The organism is Paenarthrobacter sp. R1 (assembly GCF_030264015.1).
GTDB classification, from domain to species: Bacteria; Actinomycetota; Actinomycetes; order Actinomycetales; family Micrococcaceae; genus Arthrobacter; species Arthrobacter ureafaciens.
In genome coordinates this window covers 1,841,511-1,865,559 of record NZ_CP127115.1, presented here as the reverse complement: position 1 = coordinate 1,865,559, position 24,049 = coordinate 1,841,511, and the positions used below count along the sequence as shown (strand labels likewise).

Sequence of the window (24,049 nt, the reverse complement as noted above, 5' to 3'; positions counted from 1 at the left end):
CTAGGCACATGGCTTCCTCACCGATCCGTACCGCTGTTGCCGGCTTTGGGTTGTCCGGCAGCGTCTTCCATGCCCCGTTCATTGATGCCCACCCTGCTTATCGGCTGAGCATGATTTCCACATCGGACCCCGGGCGCCAAGCGCAGGCACGCACGAGGTACCCGCAGGCAACGGTGGTCCAAACACCGCAGGACATCCTCGACGCGGCCGGGCATCTGGACCTCATCGTCCTGGGCACACCGCCCGCAACGCACTTTCCACTCGCGAAAGCAGCGCTGGAAGCCGGCCTCGACGTCGTCGTCGACAAGCCTTTCACGGTGCGCAGCGCCGAAGGCGAGGAACTCATTGACCTTGCCCGCACAGCGGGCCGGGTCCTCACCGTGTACCAGAACCGCCGCTGGGACGGCGACGCGCTCACCGTGCGGAAACTGCTCGACGCCGGGACGCTGGGTTCAGTGACCCGGTTCGAGGTGGGGATGGAGCGCTGGGCCCCGGAGATCTCCAAGGCCTGGAAAGCCGGCGCCACGGCGGAAGACGGGGGAGGCGTCCTGTTCGACCTTGGCACCCATGTCCTGGACCTCGCCGTCCAGTTCTTTGGTCCCGCCCGGGTCGACTACGCGGAGATCACGGCCCGCAGGCCGCAGGAACGGGCGGACGATGACGTTTTCCTGGTCCTCCGCCATGAGTCCGGCGTCGTGACCCACGTGACGCTGAACCTCAACAGCCACCTCCACGGCCCGCGCTTCCGTATCCTGGGCACGGACGGCGGCTTCGTGAAGTTCGGAACCGACCCGCAGGAACCCTTCCTGCTGGGAGGCGGCCTGCCCACGGACGCTGACTACGGCGTCGAAGATTCCGCGAAACACGGAACGCTGGAAGTCAACGGCAAAAGAACTCCTGTTCCCACCGAGCGCGGCGCCTACCCTGAGTTTTACCGCCTGCTTGCGGAGAAGATCGACGACGGCGGTGCGGCCTCCGTGCTTCCCCCACCAGTGGATCCGGCCGGCTCCGTAGAGGTGCTGAAGTTGATCGAGCAGGCGAGGGAGATGGCCGTTTAGCCAACTTCGGCGCTTGCGACCAAGGCGTAGATCGCTTTGAGGTCCTGACTGTCTTCCGACGCCCGGCAGCTGCCTGTGAGTTGGACGACGTCGGTTGCCACATCCTGCTGAACCACTGTCACCGCCGTGAACTGGGTCAGGGAACCGGCCTCGGGATGGGTGTACCGGGCCTCCCTGATGTGCCAGTCCCTGCCGTTGATCACCACGGGCTCGGTGCCCAGCAGGACAGCGTCCGGGAGGGTGGAAAGGAAAGCATCCACGGAGTTTGCGACGTCCTTCAATCCATAGTCCGGGGTGCGGCGGGACACCGTGATCACCACATTCGGGACGTAGCTGCCGGGGACCGCCGGACCCATCAAAGCCCCGACGGCGTCAGGCACCACCCGGGGCATCCAGCCTTCCGGGGGATCCACCGCGATGGAAGGGAATGCCGGGAAGGCTGTTGACGGGAAAAGCTGTGTGGACGGCATGGGTGCCCTTCGCGCTGGGAAGTGGTTACTTGGACAGGAACTCGACGAATCCGGTGACTGAATCCTTGAAGCCGGACGGGCTGATCTTCACTTCGGCCCCGGCTCCGAGGCCCAGTTCCGCGGTCACCTTGGCACCGACGCCCAACGTGAAGCCGTCTTCGTCCATGGAAGCCTTGAAGGTGTAGCCCTCCCCGGCGCCGGCGGCAACAGTCCCGGAGGTTGAGAGCCGCTGCCCCAGGAACTCCACGTACTGCGACTGGGTCAACTCGGCGCCGACGCCTGCGCTCGCGGCCGAGCCTGTAACGCCGTCGGCCTTGCTGCTGCTGACTTCGGCGCTACCGGCACTTGCCCACGCGCCGCCCCGGATTTCCCCGCCTTGGCCTACCCCGAAGAGGCCTCCGGCAAACTCAGTCTCATTGGTCATGGTCACCTTCTGGCCGGCGAAGGCCTCGCCGCCGCCTCCGAAAAGGAACGGGCCGGCGTTGGCATGCGCGCTGGCCTCGGCGCCTGTCATGGCCCGGACGGTGGAGGTGTTGTTGACCCAGCCGTCGAAGAATTCGCTCTTGGTGGTGGTGATGTTCTCGATGCCGACGAAGGCCTCGCCGGTGGCCTTAAGGGCCGGGCCATCCAGGAAGTTGAAGCCGAACGGGATGTGTCCGGTGATGCTGCCGTTCCCGCGCGCACCGGCGAACGTTTCGTTGGTGGTTACGGTCTTGACGGGCCCGAACTCCCCGCTGCCTGTTATGACGAACCGACTGCCTGCCGATCCGTCCGCGGACACCCCGAATTCCACTCCGGCGGGACCGAGCGAGCCATGTGCTTCGCTGCTGCCTTCCACGCCGGTAGACCCCTCCGCGCCGATCGTCAGGGGGCCCACGGTGACGGGGTCGATGCTGAAGCCGTTGGAGTTGGAGTAACTGCTGCTGGCGACGAACGCGTCCCCGCGTGAGGCCAGCTCCTGATGGGTGGCGTTCGTCCGCAGGGTCCTGGCGTTGGCCCGTAAGCACGCGGCGGCCGCTGCAAGGCGCCGGGAGAGCTCGCTGTTCCACTGGCTACGGAAGCGGTCGGCGTCCTGCCCTCGCCAGTAGTGGCCGTCATGGACCAACGACGTTAGTTGCCGTTGAAGGGCTGCCATCTTGTCCGCCTCGGCGTCCATCACTTGGGACAGCCGCCGAAGATCCGCGACGTCGGCGCCAATCAAACCTTGTCCCACAACAGCTCCCCCTGCGTTGAAAGTTATCCGGCCGCAGACAAGGAGTTCAGCAAGGCCGTTCCCCGAGCCTAGCCGTCGGCAGAGGGGCGCGCGATGGGCAGTTCTCTCCTGTGGGTTTCCTTCTCCGTCAAAAAGTTTTTCACCAAGGCGTAACCTCGCCGGGGTCCGTAGCGATGTAGAGGGTGTGCGGGCCGCGTCCGCACCCTGATCATCCGGCTGCGGACACGTCGCTGCCGGGGCAATCTCCCAAACTTTCGGAGGGTCTTCAATGTCCTTGTTCTCTGTCATCGCCTCGAGCAAAGTCGCCGCGAGCGTCCTGGCCGCCGGAGCCGTAGCCGCCGGTGGAACCGGCGTCGCTGCAGCCAACGGCGCGCTCCCCACCGAGCTCCAGCAGAGCGCCCACGAGCTCGTTGGCGCCCCTGCCCCCGCCGTAAGCCAGGCCACCGAGCAGGCAACCCAGCAGGCCACCGACGCAACGGAAGCCGCTGCTGCCAGGGCGACTGACGCCGTCGAGACCGCCAAGGCTACGGCCGAAGAGGCGAAGGCCGCCGGTCAGGACAAGGCCGCAGACGCAGTAGCTGCCGCCAAGTCCGCTGCGAACGACGCCGTCGCCGCCACCCCGGAAGCATTCGGCCTGTGCACCGCGTTCGTCAACGGCGGACTGAAGCCGGACACCAAGATCCCCGGCTACGAATCGTTGGTCATCGACGCCGGCGGCGAAGCCAAGGTTGAGGCCCACTGTGCCGCTGTTGTGGACGCCGGCAAGGCCGCGGGACTGAAGGCTGACGCCACAGCAAACGCCGACGCCGATGCTTCCGTTTCGGCTGTAGTCCCGGCCGTTCCGGCTACTCCGGCAGTTCCCGGCACGCCGTCCGTACCGGCAACTCCTGCAGTTCCCGCCACTCCTGCGGTTCCCGCAGCTCCGGCACTGCCTTCCCAGGTTCCCACGGACCTGCCCGCAGGCCCTGGTGCAGCCCTCGATTCTGTCCGCTAAGCACCAGGCAGCTACGGTTTAAGGGCGGGGCTTCTTGCCGGATCCGAGCGATCAGGCACGGAGCCCCGCCACGTAACGGACGGCAGCCGCAACGGTTTGGGGGCTGTAACGCGTCGCTGCGCTGCGCAGGATGGAGGCATCCGCGGGTGCTGAACCCTTTGGTTGAAGAGAATGCCCAGGCAGACCAGGACGATCCTGGCCTGCTCTTTACTGCTGCCTACAACACCTTTTCCGGACCCGTCCTCGGATACCTTCGGGCCCGGGGTGTGGAGGATGCGGAGGCCGTGACGCAGGATGTGTTCCTGGCCCTGTACCCCAGGATCCCCACGCTTCAGGGCGGCCTGCAAGGGGCAAAGTCGTTGTTGTTCTCCATGGCCCATGCGCGGATGGTGGATCACTACCGCCGGCGGGAGCGCACCCCTGACGCGGCCCCCTACGATGCCGACCTTGACCACCGCAGCGCACCTTCGGCCGAGGAACAGGCTGTCGGCGGCCTCGGGGCTATCCACCTCTTGGAAGGACTTCCCGACGATTACCGCGAAGTCCTGGCACTCCGCGTGGTAGCCGACCTGTCCGTCGAAGAAACAGCGTCCATCATGGACAAGTCCCAAGGGGCCATCAAGCAACTGCAACGCAGGGCACTGACCGCGTTGAGGAAACAAGCATTGGCGCAGCGGACACCGCAAAGGAACGAGCACGCATGAACAACCATCCTCAGCGGCAACGCCCGGAGGCCTCCGTTGACCGCTTCCTGGCAGATTCCGGCGTCGACGATGCTGCGGACATCCGCACCGAACTGCTGGAGCTTCGTTCGCTCGCGGCCACCAATCCGGCGCCGTCGGACGCTGTGCGCGCGCTGATGACCGGCAGTGCAGGCGCGCAGGAAACCACGACGGCGGTACTCACCGCAGTCGACACTTCACCGGATGCGTCGGCGGCAGCCGCAACGGAACCGGGCACGACCCCAAGACCGGCTGTCCGCGACGAACTGGCCTTCCGCCGTCGTAAGCGCCGTGCAGCCTTCACGGGACTTGCCGTGGCGGTTTCGCTGGCAGGCGGCGCCACGGCCGCCGCTGCACAAGAGGGCGGAATCGCGGGAACATTCCAGCACTGGGGTGCGGCCATTGGCTCGGTAGTGGACCAGTTTGCGCCCGCTCAGGCTCCTGCCGAGGCGCCCCACGAGGAAGAGCCGGCAGGCGTCCCCGTTCAGGACTCACACTCGCCGCAACCCGCATCGGGCGTCCCCGGAGAATCGGCCGGCACCGTTCCGGGAGGCGGAGCCACGCCCCCAGCAGCGCCCTCATCCGGACCCGGGAAACCCAACGGCAACGAACAGGCCAAGGAACCCGCCCGTCCGGCAGTTCCGGGAAATGCACTCCCGCTACCCGCCCCGCCCGTCAGCCCGGAAAACCTCCCCAAGCTGGATCCACCGAAGGTTGAACCGTCCGACATCCCGGTGCCGGTTCCCACGCATGTTGTTCCGGAGGTCCCCAAGGCTCCGGCCAACCCCGCCAAGTAGCCCCCAACCCTGCGAAGTAGCCCCCCCGCGAGATGACAATTAATGCCAATGTTTCCCTCAAACATTGGCATTAATTGCCATCTCGGTAGGGGCGCAGCGGGGTGAACAGACGACGGCGGGGTGCTGCTTCCGTAGAAGCAGCACCCCGCCGTTTTTCTTGCCCGGGTTTGCTCAGCCGTTAGGCGGAGACCAGGGTGTGCCAGTCCTCAACGAGGGGCAGGTTGTGCGCCTCGGAGACGGAGTGGTGAGCCACGTGGCCGGCGGCGATGTTGAGGCCGGCTGCGAGGGCGGGGTCGCGGTCGAAGGCGGCCTTGACGCCCAGGTTGGCCAGGGCAACTGCGTAGCGCAGGGTGACGTTGGTCAGTGCGTACGTGGAGGTGTTCGGAACAGCGCCAGGCATGTTGGCAACGCAGTAGAAGATCGAGTTGTGGACCTTGTACGTCGGTTCCTGGTGGGTGGTGGGGTGCGTGTCCTCGAAGCAACCGCCCTGGTCCACGGCGATGTCCACCAGAACCGAGCCCGGCTTCATTCGGGACACGAGTTCGTTGGTGACCAGCTTGGGAGCCTTGGCGCCCGGGATCAGGACGGAACCGATGACCAGATCTGCGTCGACAACTGACTTCTCGATCTCGTAGGCATTGGAGGCAACGGTCTTCAGGCGGCCCTGATAGAGGGCGTCCAGTTCACGCAGCCGGTTGATGTTGATGTCCATGATGGTCACATCAGCACCAAGTCCCAATGCCATGGCAGCGGCGTTGGTTCCCGCAACGCCTGCGCCGAGGACAACAACCTTGGCCGGGCGGACGCCCGGGACGCCTCCCATGAGGATGCCCTTGCCGCCGGCGGGGGCCATGAGGGAAGAAGCACCAACCACCACGGAGAGGCGGCCTGCAACTTCGGACATCGGGGCGAGCAGCGGGAGGGTGCGGCCTTCCTGCACGGTTTCGTAGGCGATTGCGGTGACGCCGGAGTTGATGAGCTCGGCCGTGAGCTCGGGCTCGGCGGCCAGGTGCAGGTAGGTGAAGAGGATCAGGCCCTTGCGGAAGCGGTGGTATTCCGCCTTGATGGGTTCCTTGACCTTCATGACCATGTCCGCGCGGGCCCAGACATCGTCGGCGTCGTTGACGATTTCCGCGCCGGCGATCGAGTATTCCTCGTCGGTGATGCCGGAGCCGAGGCCTGCACCGCGCTCTACGAGGACGGTGTGGCCGTGGGTGCGGAACTCGTGCACGCCGGCGGCCGTGATGGCTACGCGGAATTCGTTGTTCTTGATTTCCTTGGGGACGCCAATGATCATCTGGGGCTCCATCGTCAGCGGCCTCTTAAGGCCGGTTTTTGTGCTGTGGGCTGTGCTTCCAGAATAGGTCCGGCTGTGAGGCAGGTGACATGGACTGGTGTGGATCCGGCTGCGGGTTCCGCGGAATACCAAGGGCTGTGCTCGACATTTGTCGAGAAGCGGAGCGTCAAGTGTCGCCTGCTGTTGGTACGCTTTCTTGATGCAGCAGGACGTTGAGCAACTCGTCGAACGCGTAGCGCTAAAGCTGGGCAGGGGATTGTCCCTTGAGGACCTTGATGGTGTCCTCCTTGCATACAGTTCCAACCAGTCCCACGCGGACCGCGTCCGGGTGAATTTCCTGCTCAGCAAGCGTGTGCCCAGCGACGTCAGCGCCTGGCAGCTTTCGCACGGTATCGCGACGGCGGTCCGTCCCGTTGTGATTCCGGCCAACCCTGACTTGGGCATGCTGGGGCGCGTTTGCGTACCGCTGTTGGTGCGCGGCTTCCGCGTCGGTTACCTGTGGGTGCAGCAGGACCTTGAGGAGCAAAGTGCGACGGCGATCCTCACCCAACTGCCCGGCGTTCGTGACGAGTTGGACCTGCTTGCGGCCTTGCTGCTGGACTCGAACACGGCGGAGTCCGAGTTCCGCCGCCGGAGGGAGCAAGAGTTCCTCTCCGCCTGTGGAGGGGAATCCAACGCGGTGGCTGCGGTGGCCGGGTGGAAGGAGATCCAGGGCAAGGGCCCCTGGCAGGTGGTGACCATCCTGGACGCCGGTGGTGCCGGGTCCGGCGTCGATCCTTTGGACGCTACCTTGACCCACCGTTCCGCGGCGCTTCAGTCCACCATCGGCGTCGATGTTGCCCTCTTCAGCGCCGGGACCGAGACGCATTCGGTGGTCCTCTTCCGTGAATCGGGCGGCCGGGCCGTTCATGCGCAAGTGCTGGTGCATTACCAACTGGAGTTGGCCAAGCGTGCCGGCCGTTCGGTGGACCGCATCATCCTAGGCATCAGCGAACCAATACAGGTGATCCGGCAGCTTGCGGGAGCGTACCGGCAGTCGAAGGTGGCTGCCCAGGCTGCGGCTGTCGAACCGTCGCTGGGAGAGCTGGTGGACAGCCGGTCGGTGGGAGTCTATCAACTCTTCGACCGCCTGCAGGCGCCCGGCGGTTGGGACGATACGGGATCCGTCCACTACAGCACCCTTGAAGGGCAGGATCGAAACGGTGAGCTCCTGCCCGTCCTGGAGCTCCTCTACGACAACGACGGTTCGGTGCAGGATGTCGCCGCCAAACTCCATCTGCATCGCAGCAGCATTTACAACCGGCTCGGCAGGATCCGCCAACTCATTGGAGCCGATCCCCTCAGTGGTGCCATCCGGCTGGAGCTTCACGCCGCGCTGAAGGCCCGGCGCTGGGCGGTCAGGCCACGAATCTAAAGGCGCCACAGGATGAACTCCGATGGACAGCCCCTGCCCGTACGCTTAGGGTGAGAAAGCGGTTTCTCGCAGGATTAGTAACTAGGGAAACCGTTCCAAGCGGGACCTGTTACCAATGCGAAAGGGGGCGGGGTGGGCGGCGTCGTCTCCGGCATCCTCATCATTTCGGCAGTCATTGCCGTGGGCTACCTGGCCGTCCGGTGCAAACTGCTCGCCCCGGAAGTGCAGGCTGCTCTGACCCGCACCGCCTTCTACATCACCAACCCGGCGCTGCTCTTCACCGTGGTGGCCGGGAGCGACATACGGGCCGCGCTCGGCGTCGACGCCCCGCTGGCACTTCTGTCTGCTGCCGCGATGGGCCTCCTGTACTGCCTGCTGAGTTTCCTCTTTTTCCGACGGCCCGTTGCCGAAACGGCCGTGGGAGCCATGGCCAGCAGCTATGCCAATGCCAACAACATCGGGATCCCCGTTTCCCTCTACGCGGTGGGAACGGCCCAGCACGTTGCCCCGGTCCTGCTGGTGCAACTCCTGGTCCTGGCGCCCTTCTATGTCACCATCCTTGGTGTGGCCGGAGGGGCGAAAATTCCCTGGAAGCGGGTAGTGCTGCAGCCGTTGGGGAATCCCATGATCATCGCGTCAGCGCTGGGTGTGGTGGTGGCGTTGACCCGGTGGGAGGTTCCGGAACTGGTCCAGCGGCCCATCGATATGTTGGCCGGAGCTGCCGTTCCCATGGTGCTGCTCGCCTTCGGGATGTCCTTGGCGGGCCGCGCTCCGCTGCAGAAGGGCGACGGCCGGGTGGAAACCGTGGTGGCGACGCTCCTGAAACTCGTGGGGATGCCCTTGGTGGTCTGGGCGCTGGGGCGGTTCGTCTTCGGGCTCGAAGGGCAGCACCTCCTGGCGTTGGTCATCATGGGTGCGCTTCCCACGGCACAGAATGTGTTCCTTTTCGCTTCCCCGTACGGCCGCGGCACTGTTGTTGCGCGCGACGTCATCCTCCTGACCACACTGCTCTGCGTGGGGGCCTTGCTGGTGGTCGCCTGGCTCTTGGGGTAGCGAATCACGTGACCCGGGGGCGGAAGAGCCGGGTGGCAGAACAGTCAGGTGGCAGAACAGTCAGGTGGCAGAACAGAAGGCAGGAACCCTTGCCGGGTCCCTGCCTTCTTGGCTTTTTTGCGGCGCCCGTCAGAAACGGCGCAACCGCTGGTGGCTCCAGCGGCCCATCCGATGGCGGAAAGTGGCCGTCCGGCTGCTGCAGCAGTACCGGCCGTGCCAGCCGATGTGGGTAGTGGTGCGGGGCATGCGGGTGCTCACTTGAGGACCCCCTTGGCTGCGTCGAGCAGGCCGTCCACGTCCAAGCTCAGAGCCTCCGTCGGTGCGCTGGACTTAGGGGCGGAGCCCGGCTTCGGGGAGTCGCTGGGCCGCGGCTTGGAAGTCTGCGTCGTCGTCGGCGTGGGCGTTGGGGTGGTGGTTGGCGTCGTCGTCGTTGAAGGCGTCGTGCTGGGCGAAGGCGCCGTGATGTTGTCCGACGGCGGTGCCGGCTGACTCGGAACGGGCGACGTCACGCCCGGTACCGGAACCACGGCCGAAGGGGCGTTGGACGGAACCCACTTGGGCTCGGCCAACGAAACCTGCGGCGTCGGAGTGGACGACGGCGGTGCTGCCGCTGCCGGAGAGGCTGCTTCGACTGCGGACTGCCCGGTATCCGTCGTAGCGGCCGACGTCGAGGACGCGGTGGAGTAGGACGGCGTCGGGCCAGGAGTGGCCGAGCCCGTTGCCCGGCCTTCGCCGGAATTGTTAGCGCCGCTGGCCTGGTTTTGGGTGTCCTGGCCGAAGATCGGCAGGTCCATGGCTTGGCTTACCGTTCCCACCGTGAGGACCAGGCCCAGTGCTCCGGCGACCACCGCCATGCGCTGGCTCATGGTCTTCACGGACGCTGCCTTGGTCAGGACGGCGTGGGGTTCCTTGGTGAAGGATGAGGAAGCAAAGGAACCAAAGGCCGACTTCGCAGCATTGCGTCCTGCAGCGGCTCGTCCTGCCGCAGGGCGTGCGCCGTCGTGCTGGCCCCGGGCGGTCTTGCGACTGGCCAGTCCGGCGGCGGCTGTAGCGTCAGCGGCGATCCGGGCCGGCGTCTTGGGCTGGGCGGTCCCGGCCTCGGCGGCAACGTGCGCCGAAACCACCGGAATAGCGGCAGTCGCGGGCTCGGCCTCAGTGGCAGGCTCCGCCGGCGTGGCCTTCACCACGGGGATGGCGGCCGTGGGCGGTCCGGGCGTAGTGGACTCCGAGCGCGGAGGAGCGGCAACTACCGGGATGGCTTCGGTGCGCGGCTCTTCGGTGGGGGATTCGGAGCCGGACTCTGCACTCGGTGCAGCTTCCGGAGCCACGACTGCCTGGGCCGCGCGCTCGCGTTCCATCGCCCGGCGCTGTGCTCGTGTCATGGGCGCTGCGGCGGGGTCGGTTGCGGTGGCGGGTGCCGCCCTCGTGCTTTCCATTTCGGTGGCCGGACCGCTGGGCTGGGCCCGACGGCGTCCGGTTGGCTTGGTGGGCTGGCCGTCCCCTTGGGCACGGCGCGGCTGATCCATGGTTGGGGACATGGTGTTTGCCTCTCAACGCCTGCGAGGTTAGCTGTCGGGTTCGGACGAGGCCGTCCGGCCGCACGTGGCGGCTTCACCCCAAGGGCCTGCGGGGAACAGGCCCGGGAACTCTGGGTCCCCCGTCTCTGCCGCGGGTCTGGCGGGATTCCGGGATGCGGCAGAGCTCGGCGTCAGCCCGGAAGCGGCCCAGCGGAGATACGGGTCGCCCTACGAAGTTACAGCAGCAGGGAAGTAAAGTCACATTAATGTAACGGACGGTACATGAGGGCCGGCAGCGCCCGCGCTGACGGACGGACGCGCCACGCACCGTCCACATATCCCTGGTGAGCACTAGCTTTCGGCGTCTACCGGCCGGTAGACATGAGCTATGGACCTACCCGTGATGCCACCCGTTTCGCCCATGCTCGCCAAATCCGTGCCCAACATTCCCGAGGTTGGGCACTACGAACCCAAATGGGACGGGTTCCGGACCATCGTCTTCAGGGACGGGGATGACGTCATCCTGGGCAGCCGGAACGAGAAACCCATGACCCGGTACTTCCCTGAGCTGGTGGAGGCGTTGAAGAAGAACCTGCCGGAGAAATGCGTGGTGGATGGCGAGATCATCCTTATTTCCGGCAACCGGCTCGACTTCGAAGGACTTCAGCAGCGCATCCACCCCGCCGACAGCCGCGTCCGGATGCTTGCAGAGAAGACGCCGTCCTCCTTCGTCGGGTTCGACCTCCTGGCCCTCGGCGACGAAGACCTCACTGCCCGGCCGTTCTCCGAGCGCCGTGCTGCGCTGGAAAAGGCGCTCGCCGATGCCGAGCCGCCCGTGTACGTGACGCCTGCGGTCACCGACCTCGAGAGGGCACAGGAATGGTTCGTGCAGCTTGAGGGAGCAGGGCTCGACGGCGTGCTGTCCAAACCGCTTGATGGCACCTACCAGCCGAACAAGCGGGTGATGTTCAAGACCAAGCATGAACGGACGGCGGACTGCGTGGTGGCCGGTTTCCGTTGGCACAAGACGGCGGACGTCGTGGGGTCGATGCTGCTGGGGCTCTATGACGATTCCGGCAAACTCCACCACGTTGGAGTGGTGGCCGCCTTCCCCATGGCGAAGCGGAAGGCGATGGTGGCCGAGTTGGAGCCGTACCAAGTGGAGATCGCGGACCATCCCTGGGGAGAGTGGGCCAGCCAGGAAACCGGAGCAGCGGTTGGTTCGAGGATGCCGGGGGCCCAAAGCCGCTGGAGTGCCGGCAGGGACTTTTCTTTTGTTCCTCTGCGGCCCGAGCTGGTGATCGAAGTGGCGTACGACTACATGGAAGGAGACCGGTTCCGGCACACCACGCAATTCCGCAGGTGGCGGCCGGACCGGACTCCTGAAAGCTGCACGTACTCACAGCTGGAGGAGCCGGCCGACTATAACCTCGGCGAGATCCTCAAGCTGAAGTAGGGGAGTTCTATTCCTCGTGCCCTTGGTCCATGCTCATGCTGTCTTCCGCTGGAGGCGTTTCTCCCGGGGGTACTCCGCCGCCGGGTTCAAGCCCTGTGACGTTGCCGTTGTCCGGATCCGGGTTCGCTGATGCGGCGGGATCGCGGTCTTCGTCCTGCCGCATGTCCGGGTCCTCGTGGATGCTGTCGGGCTCGGCCGCGCCGGACACTCCGAAGGTCTGCGGATCGTCTTCCGGGTCATAGCTTGTCATGGTCAAACCCCTTTCTAAGCAAACTTACTATTTGGCTTGCCCTGCCAGCCTAACCGTGTCCCGTCCAACGCAACAAGGGGCGTGCCGCCGTCGTGAGGCTATGCCTGCCTACGGTCCTACGTTGCGGCGACGAAGCTCCGGATGGCGTCCGCAACGGCCTTCGGCCTCATGTGCTGGGCCACGTGTCCCACTCCCGGAATCTCCACCAGCCTGCCTTGGGGAACAGCTCGGGAGAGCCGCAGCGACCATTCGGGTCCTGCCACGTGGTCGCGGCTGCCGCGCAGGATCAGCACGGGGCTCCCAACAAGGCCCAGTCGTTTCTCGGTGGGGTACTCCATCATCACGGGCAGCTCGGTGAGGTACCAGCGGGGGCCGCACAGGAAGTAGTCGGAGACGACGATCCAGTTGGATGACGGACTTTCGCGTAGGAGCCCATCCAGGAAGAGGGCCAGCGATTGCCGCCGTACGTTCTTGTGCTTCGAATCCACCACGGGACCCATCAGAACCACGTGCGAGGCCTGCTCCGGTGCATGAAGCGCAGCCTCGATGGCGAACTGGACGCCCATGGAGTGGCCCACCAGCACGTAGGAGGTAATGCCTTTCGCTTTCAGCGTCTCCGCAATGAAGGCCCCGTATTCCTCGGCCGTGACTTGGTGGTCCGGTGTGGGCGTGCCCGCAAAACCCGGCAGGTCGAACGAGTACGTCGGTGAACCTGCGGCAAGAACGGCGTGGAGACGCGCAAGGTAACGGTGTGAGACGCCGATGCCGTGAATCAGGATGTACACGGGGCTGTCCGGGGAGCCGGGCGATGGCTGCGAGCCGGGTGGCGGGGTTCCGTTCGTCCAAAGGATGCGACCCTTAAGCCCGCCGGCTTCGACGTTTTCCGAGCGCAGGGGCGTGCGGCGTGTCAATCGTCCTCGCACCCGGTTCTACTCCCGCGCAGGGTCGTCGGACCCGGCTGATTCATCCGCGCTCTGGTGAACGTCGGCAGCGTTGGCTGCTTCCCGGCGTCGGGCGATCTTTGATTCCGTCCACATCGCGACGGCGACGAACACAACGCACGCGAACATGAACGTGGCCACGAAGTTCAATCCCATGGCCGAGCCAAGGGGTGCGGCAACAGCCATGGCGGCCGCGCCGGCCACGATATGCCACCCCTTGAAATTTCCCACCAAATAAGCGTAACCCCGGCGTTTGCGGCACTCCGCCTCTTGGCCGGGATCGTTGCTTGATCCTTATCACCACGCCCTGTCTACGGCGTGTCGTCAGGTCCTGCGGCTTCCTCTGCCGCATTGGCGGCGGCTTCCTTGCGCTTCTGCTTTTCCAGCCAGGCCATGATGGCAGCCTGCCGGATACGGCGATGGGTTCCCCGGTACTCCACGGGGATTTCGCCGCGGTCGGTCATATTCCGCAGATAGGTGTGCGAAATCCCGGCAAGCTCAGCTGCCTGGGAGGTGGTGAGCATTTCCTCGACACTGCTGACGGTCACGGTTTCGCCCCGGCTGAGCCGCGCGAGGAGGTCGACGACGGCGTCCTTCGCCTGATCGGGCAGGCGGTGGACGGTGCCATCGACGAACACAGTGATGTCGTTGCTGTCCTGGAGCGAGCGTGCCAGGTTCCGGGCGTCATCGGCGGGAAGGCCGGCCGTAACGCGGGGAGCTATCAATGCCATGGCAGAAGCCTAGCGCGGCTGCACCCCAAGGCGGTGTTGCATGCCGGTTCGCCCGTTTCGACGATTAGCTGCGTGTTAGACGTTTCCTACCGTCTAACACGCAGCGAGCCATCGAATCGGGCGGCAAGCCAAGAGTCAGACGGCGTCCAGGTCCGTTTCCAACAGTTTCACCAAGGCATCCAGTGCCTCGTCAGCACCTTCACCCTCTGCCCGGAGCACCACCACATCGCCCTTGGCCGCGCCAAGCGTCATCAGGGACAGGATGCTGGCGGCGTCGAGGGCGTCTTCGGCGGGTTCTCCCTGCATGGCGATGGTGACGTCCACGGGCTGTTCACCGGCGGCCTCGGCAAAGAGCGCCGCGGGACGCGCGTGGAGGCCGGACTTGCTGGCGATGGTAGCTGTGCGTTCGGGCATGGGTTTCTCCTTGCGGTTGGGAACTTGCGGAACTTGCTGGATGCGGCGGGTCGGGCTGGACTTACAGCCCGAGCTCTTCGAGTACCGGGAGCTTGGCGCGCACCCACTCGCGGGCTTCCGTCGCACTCGGTGCGGACAGGGCCAGCCGGGCCAGCTCCTGCGCCTGTTCCAGTGTGACGGTCTTCAGGACAGTCCCGACGGCGGCCAGTGAACGCGCAGTCATGGACAGCGTGCTGACGCCAAGGCCGGTGAGTACGACGGCGAGCGCAGGGTCCGCGGCCGCCTCGCCACACACGCCGACAGGCTTGGGATCGCCTTCCCGGCCGGATGCTTCGGCGGCCGAGCCTTCCACGGTGAGCTGCACCAACCGGAGAACTGCGGGCTGCCACGGAGTGTTCAGTTCGGCCAAGGGGCCCAGCTGGCGGTCGGCTGCCATGGCGTACTGGGTGAGGTCGTTGGTGCCGAGTGAGGCGAAAGCGACCTCCCTGAGCACTGTGGCCGCGGTGAGCGCTGCCGAGGGCACTTCCACCATTACGCCCGGTGTTTTCAGTCCGGCTGCGGCGCAGAGCGAGGCGAAGCGGCCGGCTTCGGCTGCGGTGGAGATCATCGGCGCCATGACCCACACATCGGCTTCTGATTCGGAGGCGGCCTGTGCGATTGCGGAGAGTTGGCGTTCCAGCACGCCGGGGGTGGTGAAGTCGGTCCGGTAGCCGCGGACGCCCAGCGCGGGGTTGGGTTCCGTGGCATCGGTGAGGAAGGGCAGGGGCTTGTCCGCGCCGGCGTCCAGGGTGCGGAGCACAACCTTCTTGCCGGGGAACGCGTCAAACACTGCCTTGTAGGCCGCGGCCTGTTCGTCCACGGAGGGCTCGGTGTCGCGTTCGAGGAAACAGAACTCGGTGCGGAACAGGCCAACGCCCTGGGCGCCCAGCCCCGCGGCGGCAACCGCGTCCTTGGCACCTCCGACGTTGGCGAGCAGCGGCACCAGGTGTCCGTCCGCCGTCGTGCCGTTTCCGTCGAAGGAAGCGAGCGTTGCCGAGGTTTCCGCCCAGGCCATTGCGGCGGTGCGCTGTTCATCGGAGGGTTCCAGGGAGACGAGGCCCGCGGCGCCGTCAACGTAGATTTCGGTTCCGTCGGGTACGGAGTCGACGCCGTGGGCTGCCACCACGGCAGGGAGGCCGAGGGAGCGGGCAATAATCGCGGTGTGTGACTGCGGTCCGCCGCCGGAGGTGACCAGGGCCAGCACTGTGGAGGGGTCCAGTGTGGCGGTATCGGCGGGGGCGAGGTCTTCGGCGACGAGGATGAAGGGGGTTGCCGAGGAGGGGATGCCGGGCGCGGGAACGCCGCGGAGTTCGGCGACGATGCGGGCACGGACATCCAGGACGTCGGTGGCGCGTTCGGCCATGTAGCCGCCCAGATTATGCAGCATTTCGGAGACGGAGGCGCCGGCTTCCCAGATGGCACGTTCGGGGGAGGTTCCTGCATTGATCAGCTTGGTGGCCGATTTCAGCAACATGGTGTCCTTGGCCATCAGTGCCGTCGCTTCGAGGACGGCCTTGCCGTCGCCGCTGGCGGTGTCTGCCCGGCGCTTGAGCTCGTCATGGACGGTTTGGGCTGCTGCCTTCAAACCGGCGACGGCGTCTTCCGCGCTGGCGTCCGCTGCGAGCCGTTCGCCCGCGGGCGGTTCGCTGACCGGCTTGGGCATCTGCCGAACGGAACCAATGATGCGTCCAGGGCTTACCCCTACTCCTTGGAAATTCTGCACTGAATCCTCTGTTCCTGCTGGTTGGATCTGACCCTGCGGCATCGGCACCACGAGCCTTGAAGTCGAGCTTACAAAATTGTGCTGTGAGCCACTTCATATAGCAACGCTATAGGTGCTAGGGTAGCGGCTATGAGTTTCGATGACCAGCTTCCGCCTAAAATTCGGTTGCTTCGCGCAGCTGCCGAATTGCTGGCGAATTCGGAAGGGTCAGCGGTCTCTACGCGCCAAATCACCAAGCTTGCCGGTGTCACGGCGCCTACGCTCTACCACCACTTCGGAACCAAAGAGGGCTTGTTCGACGCTGTCGTGTCGGCCGGTTTCGAAGAGTACGTGGCCAAGGAGCGCGACTTTGCACCGTCCGGGGAACCACTGGAGGACGTCAGGCGGATGTGGGACAACCACGTCAGGTTCGGACTCTCCCAGCCCCATCTGTACTTGGTGATGTTCGGCAATATTCGCCCGGAGAGCCGCCCGGCCATCGTGGCCGACGCGGAAGCCCTCCTGGAGGAGATGCTGAACAAGGCCGCCATCTCAGGACAGATCAATGTGCCGCCCCGCGAAGCGGCGCGCAGCATCCTCGCGGCCAATGTGGGCGTCACGCTCATGCTTATCGCCGAACCGGCCGAAGACCGGAACCTGGAGCTATCAACAATGACCCGGGATTCCATGATCTTCGCCGTCTCCACGGACACCGCCCGTGGCGCCGCAGCGGAGGACTCCGGTAAGTCCTCCGTGGTTGTTGCGGCAATCGCCCTGAATGCGGCACTGCAGGCCTCGCATTCTGACCAACTGTCCAGTTCTGAATTGAAGCTTTTCCTGGAATGGCTTCACCGCATCTCCAGCAGCTCCTAAAGCTGTCCTCTCGATCTATATCGACTGACCCCGCGCCGCCGCGGGAAACACGTTAGGAATTCACATGGCAACAGAGACCGTTGCGAAGCCCCGCACCAGCGTTCGCGTTGGTGTCCAAAAATTCGGAACCTTCCTGTCCGGCATGATCATGCCCAACATCGGAGCCTTCATCGCGTGGGGCCTCATCACGGCCCTGTTCATCGAAAAGGGCTGGTTCCCCGTTGCCGAGTTGGGCGGGTTCGGCACCAACGCCGAGGGTGAGCCCAACGGGGGCATCGTCGGCCCGATGGTCACCTACCTCCTTCCGATCCTGATCGCTTACACCGGCGGGCGGATGGTCTATGACGTCCGCGGCGGTGTGGTTGGTGCCATCGCAACCATGGGTGTCATCGCAGGAACCGACTCGCCAATGTTCATCGGTGCCATGATCATGGGCCCGCTGGGCGGTTGGACCATGAAGCAGATCGACCGCCTGTGGGACGGGAAGATCCGCCCGGGCTTCGAAATGCTGGTGAACAACTTCTCGGCAGGCATCTGGGGCGCAGCGTTGGCCCTCGGCGGTTTCTATGGTCTGTCCTGGGTGGTCCAGCGCTTCACTGAAGGTGCGGGCGCCGTTGTGGGCTTCCTCGTCAACAACGGCCTGCTTCCCCTGACCAGCATCTTCATCGAGCCGGCCAAGGTCCTCTTCCTCAACAACGCCATCAACCACGGTGTCCTCACACCTTTGGGCATCCAGCAGTCCCTGGACCAGGGCAAGTCCATCCTCTTCCTGCTTGAGGCCAACCCCGGCCCCGGCTTCGGCATCCTGCTGGCTTACATGTTCTTCGGCCGCGGCGCCGCGAAGGCTTCGGCTCCCGGTGCTGCCGTCATTCACTTCCTCGGCGGTATCCACGAGATCTACTTCCCGTACGTCCTGATGAAGCCGATCCTGATCCTCGCTGCCATCGGCGGCGGCATGACCGGCATCGCAACCCTGGCCATCACCAACTCCGGCCTCGTTGCTCCCGCAGCTCCGGGTTCCATCATTGCCGTACTGGCCCAGACCTCCCGCGACAGCTATGTGGGCGTCATCCTGGCTGTGGTCCTCGCAACGGCAGTTTCCTTCCTGATCGCATCGCTCATCCTTCGGACCTCCAAGAACAAGGGCGAAGACGACCTCAGCGCCGCCACGTCCCGCATGGAAGCCATGAAGGGCAAGAAGAGCTCCGTTTCCTCCGCCTTGGTGGGCGATGAATCCGCCGCCGGCCGCGGTGAAGGCACTGTCCTCACCCGTCCCGTCCGGAACATTGTCTTCGCTTGCGACGCCGGCATGGGTTCCAGCGCCATGGGTGCCTCGGTGCTGCGGAACAAGATCAAGGCAGCCGGCTTCCCGGACGTCAAGGTCACCAACTCCGCAATCGCCAACTTGAGCGACACTTACGACGTTGTGGTCACGCACCAGGACCTCACCGAACGGGCACAGCCGCGGACCTCATCCGCCGTGCACTACTCGGTGGACAACTTCATGAACAGCCCAAAGTATGACGAGATCGTTGAACTGGTGCGGACCAGCAACGACGCAGAGGCAGGCGGTGCCGCCGTCGCAGAGAGCACGACGCCGGAAACCACCGCAGGTGCCCGGCCTGCCGCAGCTGCCACTCCCGCTGCTCCGGGTACCAGCCATGGTGCGCATGCCGCGGAACCGGCCACCGCCGTCGAAGGTAAGGGCGTCCTGCTTGCCGAAAGCGTGAAGCTGAACGGCTCCGCGCAGGACCGTGACTCTGCCATCGACGAGGCCGGCCAGCTCCTCCTGGACCGCGACGCCGTGGATGTCAGCTACGTCCACGCCATGCACGAACGCGAGGAATCAGTGTCCACCTACATGGGCAGCTTCCTGGCCATCCCGCACGGCACCAACGACGCCAAGGACCACATCAAGCACTCGGCTGTTTCGATCGTCCGCTACCCCGAAGGCATCGACTGGGGCGGCAAGCAAGTGAAGTTCGTGGTCGGTGTGGCCGGCCTCAACAATGAACACCTCCACATCCTGTCCTCAATCGCGAAGATCTTCACCAACAAGGCCCAGGTGGCCCGCTTGGAGGAAGCAACCACGGTTGAGGAAGTCCTGGAGCTGTTCGGAAAGGTCAACGCATAGTGAAGGCAGTCCATTTTGGGGCAGGCAACATTGGACGGGGATTCGTGGGGCTTTTGCTGCACGAGGCCGGCTACGAAGTGGTGTTCGCGGATGTCGCGGACGCGCTCATCAGCCAGTTGGCCGGCGCGGACAGCTACGACGTGCATGAAGTGGGCGAGCACGCCGCGGTCAAGACCGTGGACGGCTTCCGCGCACTGAACTCGGCAACCGAGGAAGCTGCCGTCGTGGAGGAAATCTCGACGGCGGATGTGGTCACCACCGCCGTGGGGCCGCACATCCTCAAGTTCGTGGCACCCGTGATCGCCCGCGGCCTGGCTGCCCGCCCCGCAGGGATGCCCCCGCTCCAGGTGATGGCTTGCGAAAACGCGATTAACGCCACGGACATCCTGCAGCAGGAGGTCCGCTCCGCGTGGGACGAGTCCGCAGGCAGCCTGGATGCCGTGGCTGTCTTCGCCAACACCGCAGTGGACCGGATCGTCCCCAACCAGGCGCCGGGCCAGGGCCTGGACGTCACCGTGGAGACCTTCTATGAGTGGGTCATCGACCGGACTCCCTTCGGCGGCAACGCACCGGTCATCCCGGGAGCGACCTTCGTGGACGAGCTGGGTCCCTACATCGAGCGCAAGCTCTTCACGGTGAACACGGGGCACGCCTCGGCTGCATACTTCGGGTACCAGGCAGGGCTGGAGAAGATTTCCGATGCCATGGCCGATCCTTCCGTCGCGGCAAAGGTGCGGGCCGTGCTGGAGGAAACCAAGGAACTCCTGGTGGCCAAGCACGGCTTTGCGGAAGCGGAGCAGGAAGCGTATGTGCAGAAGATCCTGTCCCGCTTCACCAACCCCCACCTGCCGGATACCGTGGTCCGGGTTGGTCGTGCACCCTTGCGGAAGCTCGGACGGCACGAACGGTTCGTTGGACCCGCTGCGGAGCTGGCCGAACGCGGCGTGACACCCTTGGCGTTGCTCGAGGCGATGTCGGCAGCTCTTCGATTCGACGAACCCTCGGACGACGAAGCCGTGGAGCTCGCCAAGCTGCTGTCCGAACTGGACGCGGCCGCCGTCGTCGAACGGGTCACGGAACTTCAGCCGTCGCATCCGCTGTTCCCCGCCGTGCAGAAACTCGTCGAGGACCGCCAAGCCCGCTGATCCTCTACCACCTCCCGCCGGTTTCCGCCGGTTCCTCCAACAGAAGAGCCCGACCCGTCACTCACCAGTGCCGGCGTCGGGCTCTTCTCTTGGTCAAGAGGCGCTCGGCCCACACGCTCTATCACCTCCCGCGGGTTTTTGGCGGTTCCTCTATCACCTCCCGCCGCGTTTGGCGGGACGCTCTCTCACATCCCCAACGGCACCCTGACGTCGCGGATTTCCGGCCTTGACCAGGAGGGCATCCAACTCCTTCTCGACTACGAGCGCGCCCACGGCAACCGCCTCCCGGTCATCCAGATTCTCGAAAGCCGGCTCAACGCGCTCAAGGGTGGAACGGAGCCAAGCGGAACCACCGCGCCCACCACCCCCGAGGTGAGCCAGTCGAGCACAGGCTCGCCGGTGAGCCCCGCGACGTCGGGCCCTCCGGTTAACCCGCCGTCGCAGGGTGACCCCACCAATCCGGCCCAGCCCCGCTAACCACCATCACTCTGCATGGTGCGGGAGGATCGCCCGAAACGCGTCGGGATGTGGGAGAGCAATCCGGAAAAGGCGTCGGGATGTGGGAGAGCGGCGGTAGCAGGGGGAAAGCGCAAAGCCCGACGTCGGGCACCCCGGCTGGGTGTCCGACGTCGGGCTTTTATTGCGTGAGTGCTTAGCGCGCTGCCGCGGTTTCCCTCTCAGCCATTGCCTTCCACTCGGCCACGCGGGCCTGGTGGAGCGGTGACCGGCGGACGACGGCGTACGCGATGCCGAGGACGGCGAACCAGATCGGCGTGACGAGCAGTGCAGTGAGCGTGTCCGGCTGCGTCGTCAGGGCCCAGACCAGGAACGCGAAGAATGCGAACACCACCCAGACCATGGGGATGCCGCCGGGCATCTTGAACGGGGAGGCCGCGTGCTGCTCGGGGCGGCGTTTGCGGTAGACGAGGTAGCTGGCCAGGATGATGGACCAAACGAACATGAAGCAGACCGCGGATACCGTAGTCACCATGTCGAACGCGGCGCCAACGTCCTTGCCGGCGTAGAGGAGGACGACGCCGGCCAGCAGCAGGACGCAGGACAGGAACAGGGCGTTCTGGGGTACTTTGCGGCGGGAGAGGTGGCCGAAAAGCTTGGGCGCGTCGCCGTCGTTCGCGAGGCCGAAGACCATCCGGGAGGTTGAGTAGATACCGGAGTTGGCCGAGGACATTGCAGAAGTCAGCACCACCAGGTTCACCACGGTCGCGGCCATGCCGAGGCCGGCCAAGGAGAACATCGCGATGAAGGGGCTGTGCCCGGCCTTGAACTCGGTCCACGGGGTAACGGACATGAGGATGATGAGGGCGCCTACGTAAAAGAGCATGACGCGCAACGGAATGGCGTTGATGGCGCGGGGGAGGTTGTGCTCCGGGTTCTTGGTTTCAGCTGCCGCCGTGCCAACCAGTTCGATACCCACGAACGCGAAGACAGCTATCTGGAAGCCTGCCACGAAGCCCATGAATTCCTTGGGGAAGAAACCGCCGTGGCTCCACAGGTTGGTGAAGCTGGCCGTGCCGGCGTTCGACTGGAAGCCGGTGAAGATCATCACGAGGCCAACAACGATCAGGGCAACGATTGCCACGATCTTGATCAGCGCGAACCAGAATTCCGTCTCGCCGAAAGCTTTGACAGTGGGCAGGTTCAGGAGCAGCAGGATGAGGATGGTGGCCAGGCCCGGGATCCACAATTGGATGCCCGGCCAGAGCTCGTTGGCGTAACCGGCGATCGCGATGACGTCCGCGACGCCCGTTACTACCCAGCAGAACCAGTATGTCCAGCCCGTGAAGAAGCCCGCCCAGGGTCCCAGGAGGTCGCCCGCGAAGTCGCTGAAGGACTTGTAGTTGAGGTTGGACAGCAGGAGTTGGCCCATGGCGCGCATCACGAAGAAGAGCATGAAGCCGATGATCATGTAGACAAAGATGACGGAAGGGCCGGCTACGGAGATGGTCTTGCCCGAACCCATGAACAGGCCGGTTCCGATTGCGCCGCCGATAGCGAGGAGCTGAATGTGGCGGTTGCTGAGCGCGCGTGACAGGTGCGGTTCGCTGTCCCTGCTGGAGGCAGCGCGCTGCCCCGTGGTTGTTTGGTCTGACATGTTTGTTCAAGAACCCTTCGGAAGAACCGGCACAAAGGTGACGGCCGTTACAAATCTGCTTGACCAAGCTATAGCGAAGTGCGGGTAATTGACCAATCGGTCGGTTGGCGGATGTCGTGGCGGTTGTTCGAGCGCGGAGGTGACGCTTGGGCAGCGCCACGTCCCCGCCTCTAGCCGGTTTTCCGCCGGTAGATCCCGTTAGCCGCGACGTACGCCACCGCAAGGATACCGAGGCACCAAGCCAGGGCCACCCAAATGTCCGATCCCACGGGCTTCTGCGCGAACAGGTTCTGGAGGGTGTTGACGATCGACGTGACCGGCTGGTTTTCCGCGAACCAGCGGACAGGTCCCGGCATGGTGTCCGTGGGGACGAAAGCCGAGCTGATGAAGGGCAGGAAGATCAACGGGTAGGAGAATCCCCCCGCACCGTCCACCGACTTTGCGGAGAGCCCGGCGATGATGGCGATCCAGGTAAGGGCAAGCGTGAAAAGTGCCAGGATGCCGGCCACGGCGAGCCAGTCAAGGATGGTGGCCGATGTCCGGAACCCCATGAGAAGCGCAACGCCAACAATGATCACCAAGGATAGGCCGTTCGCCGCGAGGGACGTCAGGACGTGCGCCCAGAGTACCGACGACCGTGACACCGGCATTGACCGGAACCGCTCGAAAATTCCGCCCTGCAAATCGGTGAAGAGGCGGACCGCCGTGTAGGCAATGCCCGAGGCGATGGCGATCAGCATGATGCCGGGCAGGAGGTAGTTCACATAGTTGGAAGTCCCGGTGCGGATGGCGCCCCCAAAAACGTAGACGAACAGCAGCATCAAAGCGATCGGTGTGATCGCGGTGGTGATGATGGTGTCCATGCTTCGGAAGATGTGCCGCATGGAACGGCCGGTCAGTACCGCGGTGTCCATCACAAAATGCGTGCTCATGACCTGTCCTTCACTGATTCGCCATGTCCCACCAGCGTAAGGAAGATGTCCTCGAGGCTGGGTTGCTTTTCGACATACTCCACCGTGGCCGGCGGAAGGAGGCGCTTGAGTTCCGCCAACGTTCCATTGGCGATGATCCGGACGCCGTGCAGGATGGCGATTCTGTCCGCGAGGTTCTCCGCCTCGTCAAGGTACTGGGTGGTGAGGAGCACGGTAGTGCCTTGGCTGGCGAGGTTCCTGACGATGTCCCACACTTCCAGCCTGGCCTCGGGATCGAGCCCCGTGGTGGGCTCATCGAGGAAGATGACCCGAGGTTCGCCGACCAGGCTCATGGCAATATCCAGCCGACGGCGCATGCCGCCTGAGTAGGTTGCGACCTTCCGCGCCCCCGCGTCTGTGAGTCCGAACCGCCCAAGCAACTGGTCTGCGGCTTGTTGCGGGTGCTCCAGATGCCGCAACCTTGCCACCAGCACCAGGTTCTCCCTGCCTGTGAGGATCTCGTCGACGGCAGCGAACTGTCCGGTCAGGCTGATGACTTCGCGAACCTTATGAGGCTGGGCGCCGACGTCGAAGCCCTCGACGGCGGCTTTCCCGCCGTCCGCTGCGAGCAGCGTGGACAAGATCCTCACCAGCGTGGTCTTCCCTGCTCCATTGGAGCCCAACAACGCGAAGATGCTCCCGCGTGGAACGTCGAAATCGACGCCTCGAAGAACATCGGTGTCCTTGAAGGACTTCCGGACGCCCTCCACAACAATTGCCGGGGCCGAAGCTGGAAGGGTCATGA

24 protein-coding genes and 1 riboswitch are annotated in these 24,049 nt (G+C 64.9%); of the genes, 11 read left to right on the top strand and 13 right to left on the bottom strand.

Annotated elements, in window-relative coordinates:
* Positions 1-8: 8 nt before the first annotated feature.
* Positions 9-1,058: a Gfo/Idh/MocA family protein gene (locus QN084_RS09015; RefSeq protein WP_069696222.1), complete on the top strand. Its 1,050-nt coding sequence runs from the start codon at positions 9-11 to the stop codon at positions 1,056-1,058.
* Here the strand turns inward: QN084_RS09015 and QN084_RS09010 are convergent.
* Together QN084_RS09010 and QN084_RS09005 are read right to left on the bottom strand one after the other, a co-directional pair.
* Entirely contained in the window at positions 1,055-1,528 is a 474-nt protein-coding gene (locus QN084_RS09010; RefSeq protein ID WP_069696223.1) for a hypothetical protein, read from the bottom strand. The two genes, QN084_RS09015 and QN084_RS09010, sit on opposite strands and share 4 nt — an antisense overlap.
* Positions 1,529-1,553: 25 nt before the next feature.
* Positions 1,554-2,741 carry a hypothetical protein gene (locus tag QN084_RS09005; protein ID WP_069696224.1) on the bottom strand — a complete coding sequence of 396 codons (1,188 nt, stop codon included), beginning with the start codon at positions 2,739-2,741 and terminating at the stop codon, positions 1,554-1,556.
* Between the two features lie 268 nt (positions 2,742-3,009).
* Here QN084_RS09005 and QN084_RS09000 point away from each other — a divergent pair, with 268 nt between their 5' ends.
* The 3 genes from QN084_RS09000 (at position 3,010) to QN084_RS08990 (ending at position 5,254) form a co-directional block, all read left to right on the top strand.
* On the top strand, positions 3,010-3,735 hold the full coding sequence (locus QN084_RS09000; RefSeq protein WP_069696225.1) for a hypothetical protein: 726 nt from the start codon (positions 3,010-3,012) through the stop codon (positions 3,733-3,735).
* A gap of 146 nt (positions 3,736-3,881) precedes the next feature.
* Complete coding sequence (locus tag QN084_RS08995; RefSeq protein ID WP_021473018.1) at positions 3,882-4,439, top strand: RNA polymerase sigma factor; 558 nt, start codon at positions 3,882-3,884, stop codon at positions 4,437-4,439.
* Entirely contained in the window at positions 4,436-5,254 is an 819-nt protein-coding gene (locus tag QN084_RS08990) for a hypothetical protein (protein ID WP_021473019.1), read from the top strand. The genes QN084_RS08995 and QN084_RS08990 overlap by 4 nt, the downstream gene beginning before the upstream one ends.
* Before the next feature lie 178 nt (positions 5,255-5,432).
* On the opposite strand, the gene ald is transcribed toward QN084_RS08990, so the two are convergent.
* Entirely contained in the window at positions 5,433-6,551 is a 1,119-nt protein-coding gene (gene ald, locus QN084_RS08985) for an alanine dehydrogenase (RefSeq protein ID WP_021473020.1), read from the bottom strand.
* Between the two features lie 199 nt (positions 6,552-6,750).
* Here ald and QN084_RS08980 point away from each other — a divergent pair, with 199 nt between their 5' ends.
* Entirely contained in the window at positions 6,751-7,965 is a 1,215-nt protein-coding gene (locus QN084_RS08980; protein ID WP_021473021.1) for a PucR family transcriptional regulator, read from the top strand.
* A 132-nt stretch (positions 7,966-8,097) separates the two neighbouring features.
* The gene (locus QN084_RS08975; RefSeq protein WP_069696226.1) at positions 8,098-9,018 is read left to right on the top strand and encodes an AEC family transporter; all 921 of its coding nucleotides are present in this window, start codon (positions 8,098-8,100) and stop codon (positions 9,016-9,018) included.
* 254 nt (positions 9,019-9,272) lie between these two features.
* On the opposite strand, the gene QN084_RS08970 is transcribed toward QN084_RS08975, so the two are convergent.
* A complete protein-coding gene (locus tag QN084_RS08970) occupies positions 9,273-10,556 on the bottom strand; it encodes a hypothetical protein (protein WP_069696227.1) in 1,284 nt (427 codons plus the stop codon).
* Positions 10,557-10,558: 2 nt separating this feature from the next.
* Positions 10,559-10,708: riboswitch (cyclic di-AMP (ydaO/yuaA leader) on the bottom strand.
* A 215-nt stretch (positions 10,709-10,923) separates the two neighbouring features.
* Here QN084_RS08970 and QN084_RS08965 point away from each other — a divergent pair.
* Complete coding sequence (locus tag QN084_RS08965; RefSeq protein ID WP_069696228.1) at positions 10,924-11,991, top strand: ATP-dependent DNA ligase; 1,068 nt, start codon at positions 10,924-10,926, stop codon at positions 11,989-11,991.
* Between the two features lie 7 nt (positions 11,992-11,998).
* Here the strand turns inward: QN084_RS08965 and QN084_RS08960 are convergent, their stop codons facing one another.
* From QN084_RS08960 to ptsP, 6 genes are all read right to left on the bottom strand, one after another.
* Entirely contained in the window at positions 11,999-12,241 is a 243-nt protein-coding gene (locus tag QN084_RS08960) for a DUF6480 family protein (protein ID WP_021473025.1), read from the bottom strand.
* Between the two features lie 116 nt (positions 12,242-12,357).
* The gene (locus tag QN084_RS08955; protein WP_069696229.1) at positions 12,358-13,152 is read right to left on the bottom strand and encodes an alpha/beta fold hydrolase; all 795 of its coding nucleotides are present in this window, start codon (positions 13,150-13,152) and stop codon (positions 12,358-12,360) included.
* A gap of 18 nt (positions 13,153-13,170) precedes the next feature.
* On the bottom strand, positions 13,171-13,413 hold the full coding sequence (locus QN084_RS08950) for a hypothetical protein (protein WP_021473027.1): 243 nt from the start codon (positions 13,411-13,413) through the stop codon (positions 13,171-13,173).
* Between the two features lie 80 nt (positions 13,414-13,493).
* Positions 13,494-13,913: a helix-turn-helix domain-containing protein gene (locus tag QN084_RS08945; protein WP_021473028.1), complete on the bottom strand. Its 420-nt coding sequence runs from the start codon at positions 13,911-13,913 to the stop codon at positions 13,494-13,496.
* A 135-nt stretch (positions 13,914-14,048) separates the two neighbouring features.
* Positions 14,049-14,327 carry an HPr family phosphocarrier protein gene (locus QN084_RS08940; protein WP_062098398.1) on the bottom strand — a complete coding sequence of 93 codons (279 nt, stop codon included), beginning with the start codon at positions 14,325-14,327 and terminating at the stop codon, positions 14,049-14,051.
* Positions 14,328-14,388: 61 nt separating this feature from the next.
* Positions 14,389-16,089 (bottom strand): phosphoenolpyruvate--protein phosphotransferase, encoded by a 1,701-nt coding sequence (gene ptsP / locus QN084_RS08935; RefSeq protein ID WP_031216722.1) that lies wholly within the window; start codon positions 16,087-16,089, stop codon positions 14,389-14,391.
* 129 nt (positions 16,090-16,218) lie between these two features.
* Between ptsP and QN084_RS08930 the strand changes: the two genes are divergently transcribed.
* The 4 genes from QN084_RS08930 to QN084_RS08915 all read left to right on the top strand — a co-directional run bounded on the left by QN084_RS08930 (position 16,219) and on the right by QN084_RS08915 (position 20,697).
* Complete coding sequence (locus QN084_RS08930; protein WP_021473031.1) at positions 16,219-16,941, top strand: TetR/AcrR family transcriptional regulator; 723 nt, start codon at positions 16,219-16,221, stop codon at positions 16,939-16,941.
* Between the two features lie 64 nt (positions 16,942-17,005).
* Positions 17,006-19,075: a PTS mannitol transporter subunit IICBA gene (locus tag QN084_RS08925; RefSeq protein WP_021473032.1), complete on the top strand. Its 2,070-nt coding sequence runs from the start codon at positions 17,006-17,008 to the stop codon at positions 19,073-19,075.
* Complete coding sequence (locus QN084_RS08920; RefSeq protein WP_069696230.1) at positions 19,075-20,220, top strand: mannitol-1-phosphate 5-dehydrogenase; 1,146 nt, start codon at positions 19,075-19,077, stop codon at positions 20,218-20,220. Before QN084_RS08925 ends, QN084_RS08920 begins: the two co-directional genes overlap by 1 nt.
* Before the next feature lie 138 nt (positions 20,221-20,358).
* Complete coding sequence (locus QN084_RS08915; protein WP_021473034.1) at positions 20,359-20,697, top strand: DUF8129 domain-containing protein; 339 nt, start codon at positions 20,359-20,361, stop codon at positions 20,695-20,697.
* A gap of 175 nt (positions 20,698-20,872) precedes the next feature.
* Here QN084_RS08915 and cycA read toward each other — a convergent pair whose 3' ends face one another.
* The 3 genes from cycA to QN084_RS08900 form a co-directional block, all read right to left on the bottom strand.
* Positions 20,873-22,333 carry a D-serine/D-alanine/glycine transporter gene (gene cycA, locus QN084_RS08910; RefSeq protein ID WP_021473902.1) on the bottom strand — a complete coding sequence of 487 codons (1,461 nt, stop codon included), beginning with the start codon at positions 22,331-22,333 and terminating at the stop codon, positions 20,873-20,875.
* Positions 22,334-22,503: 170 nt separating this feature from the next.
* Positions 22,504-23,265: an ABC transporter permease gene (locus QN084_RS08905; RefSeq protein ID WP_069696231.1), complete on the bottom strand. Its 762-nt coding sequence runs from the start codon at positions 23,263-23,265 to the stop codon at positions 22,504-22,506.
* On the bottom strand, positions 23,262-24,047 hold the full coding sequence (locus tag QN084_RS08900) for an ABC transporter ATP-binding protein (protein WP_069696232.1): 786 nt from the start codon (positions 24,045-24,047) through the stop codon (positions 23,262-23,264). Before QN084_RS08900 ends, QN084_RS08905 begins: the two co-directional genes overlap by 4 nt.
* Positions 24,048-24,049 lie beyond the last annotated feature (2 nt).

Coding starts and splice junctions, on each gene's coding strand:
- QN084_RS09015 (WP_069696222.1), top strand. CDS start 9: ATGGCTTCCTCACCGATCCGTACCGCTGTTGCCGGCTTTGGGTTGTCC.
- QN084_RS09010 (WP_069696223.1), bottom strand. CDS start 1,528: ATGCCGTCCACACAGCTTTTCCCGTCAACAGCCTTCCCGGCATTCCCT.
- QN084_RS09000 (WP_069696225.1), top strand. CDS start 3,010: ATGTCCTTGTTCTCTGTCATCGCCTCGAGCAAAGTCGCCGCGAGCGTC.
- QN084_RS08990 (WP_021473019.1), top strand. CDS start 4,436: ATGAACAACCATCCTCAGCGGCAACGCCCGGAGGCCTCCGTTGACCGC.
- ald (WP_021473020.1), bottom strand. CDS start 6,551: ATGATCATTGGCGTCCCCAAGGAAATCAAGAACAACGAATTCCGCGTA.
- QN084_RS08980 (WP_021473021.1), top strand. CDS start 6,751: ATGCAGCAGGACGTTGAGCAACTCGTCGAACGCGTAGCGCTAAAGCTG.
- QN084_RS08970 (WP_069696227.1), bottom strand. CDS start 10,556: ATGTCCCCAACCATGGATCAGCCGCGCCGTGCCCAAGGGGACGGCCAG.
- QN084_RS08965 (WP_069696228.1), top strand. CDS start 10,924: ATGGACCTACCCGTGATGCCACCCGTTTCGCCCATGCTCGCCAAATCC.
- QN084_RS08960 (WP_021473025.1), bottom strand. CDS start 12,241: ATGACAAGCTATGACCCGGAAGACGATCCGCAGACCTTCGGAGTGTCC.
- QN084_RS08945 (WP_021473028.1), bottom strand. CDS start 13,913: ATGGCATTGATAGCTCCCCGCGTTACGGCCGGCCTTCCCGCCGATGAC.
- QN084_RS08940 (WP_062098398.1), bottom strand. CDS start 14,327: ATGCCCGAACGCACAGCTACCATCGCCAGCAAGTCCGGCCTCCACGCG.
- QN084_RS08930 (WP_021473031.1), top strand. CDS start 16,219: ATGAGTTTCGATGACCAGCTTCCGCCTAAAATTCGGTTGCTTCGCGCA.
- QN084_RS08925 (WP_021473032.1), top strand. CDS start 17,006: ATGGCAACAGAGACCGTTGCGAAGCCCCGCACCAGCGTTCGCGTTGGT.
- cycA (WP_021473902.1), bottom strand. CDS start 22,333: ATGTCAGACCAAACAACCACGGGGCAGCGCGCTGCCTCCAGCAGGGAC.
- QN084_RS08905 (WP_069696231.1), bottom strand. CDS start 23,265: ATGAGCACGCATTTTGTGATGGACACCGCGGTACTGACCGGCCGTTCC.
- QN084_RS08900 (WP_069696232.1), bottom strand. CDS start 24,047: ATGACCCTTCCAGCTTCGGCCCCGGCAATTGTTGTGGAGGGCGTCCGG.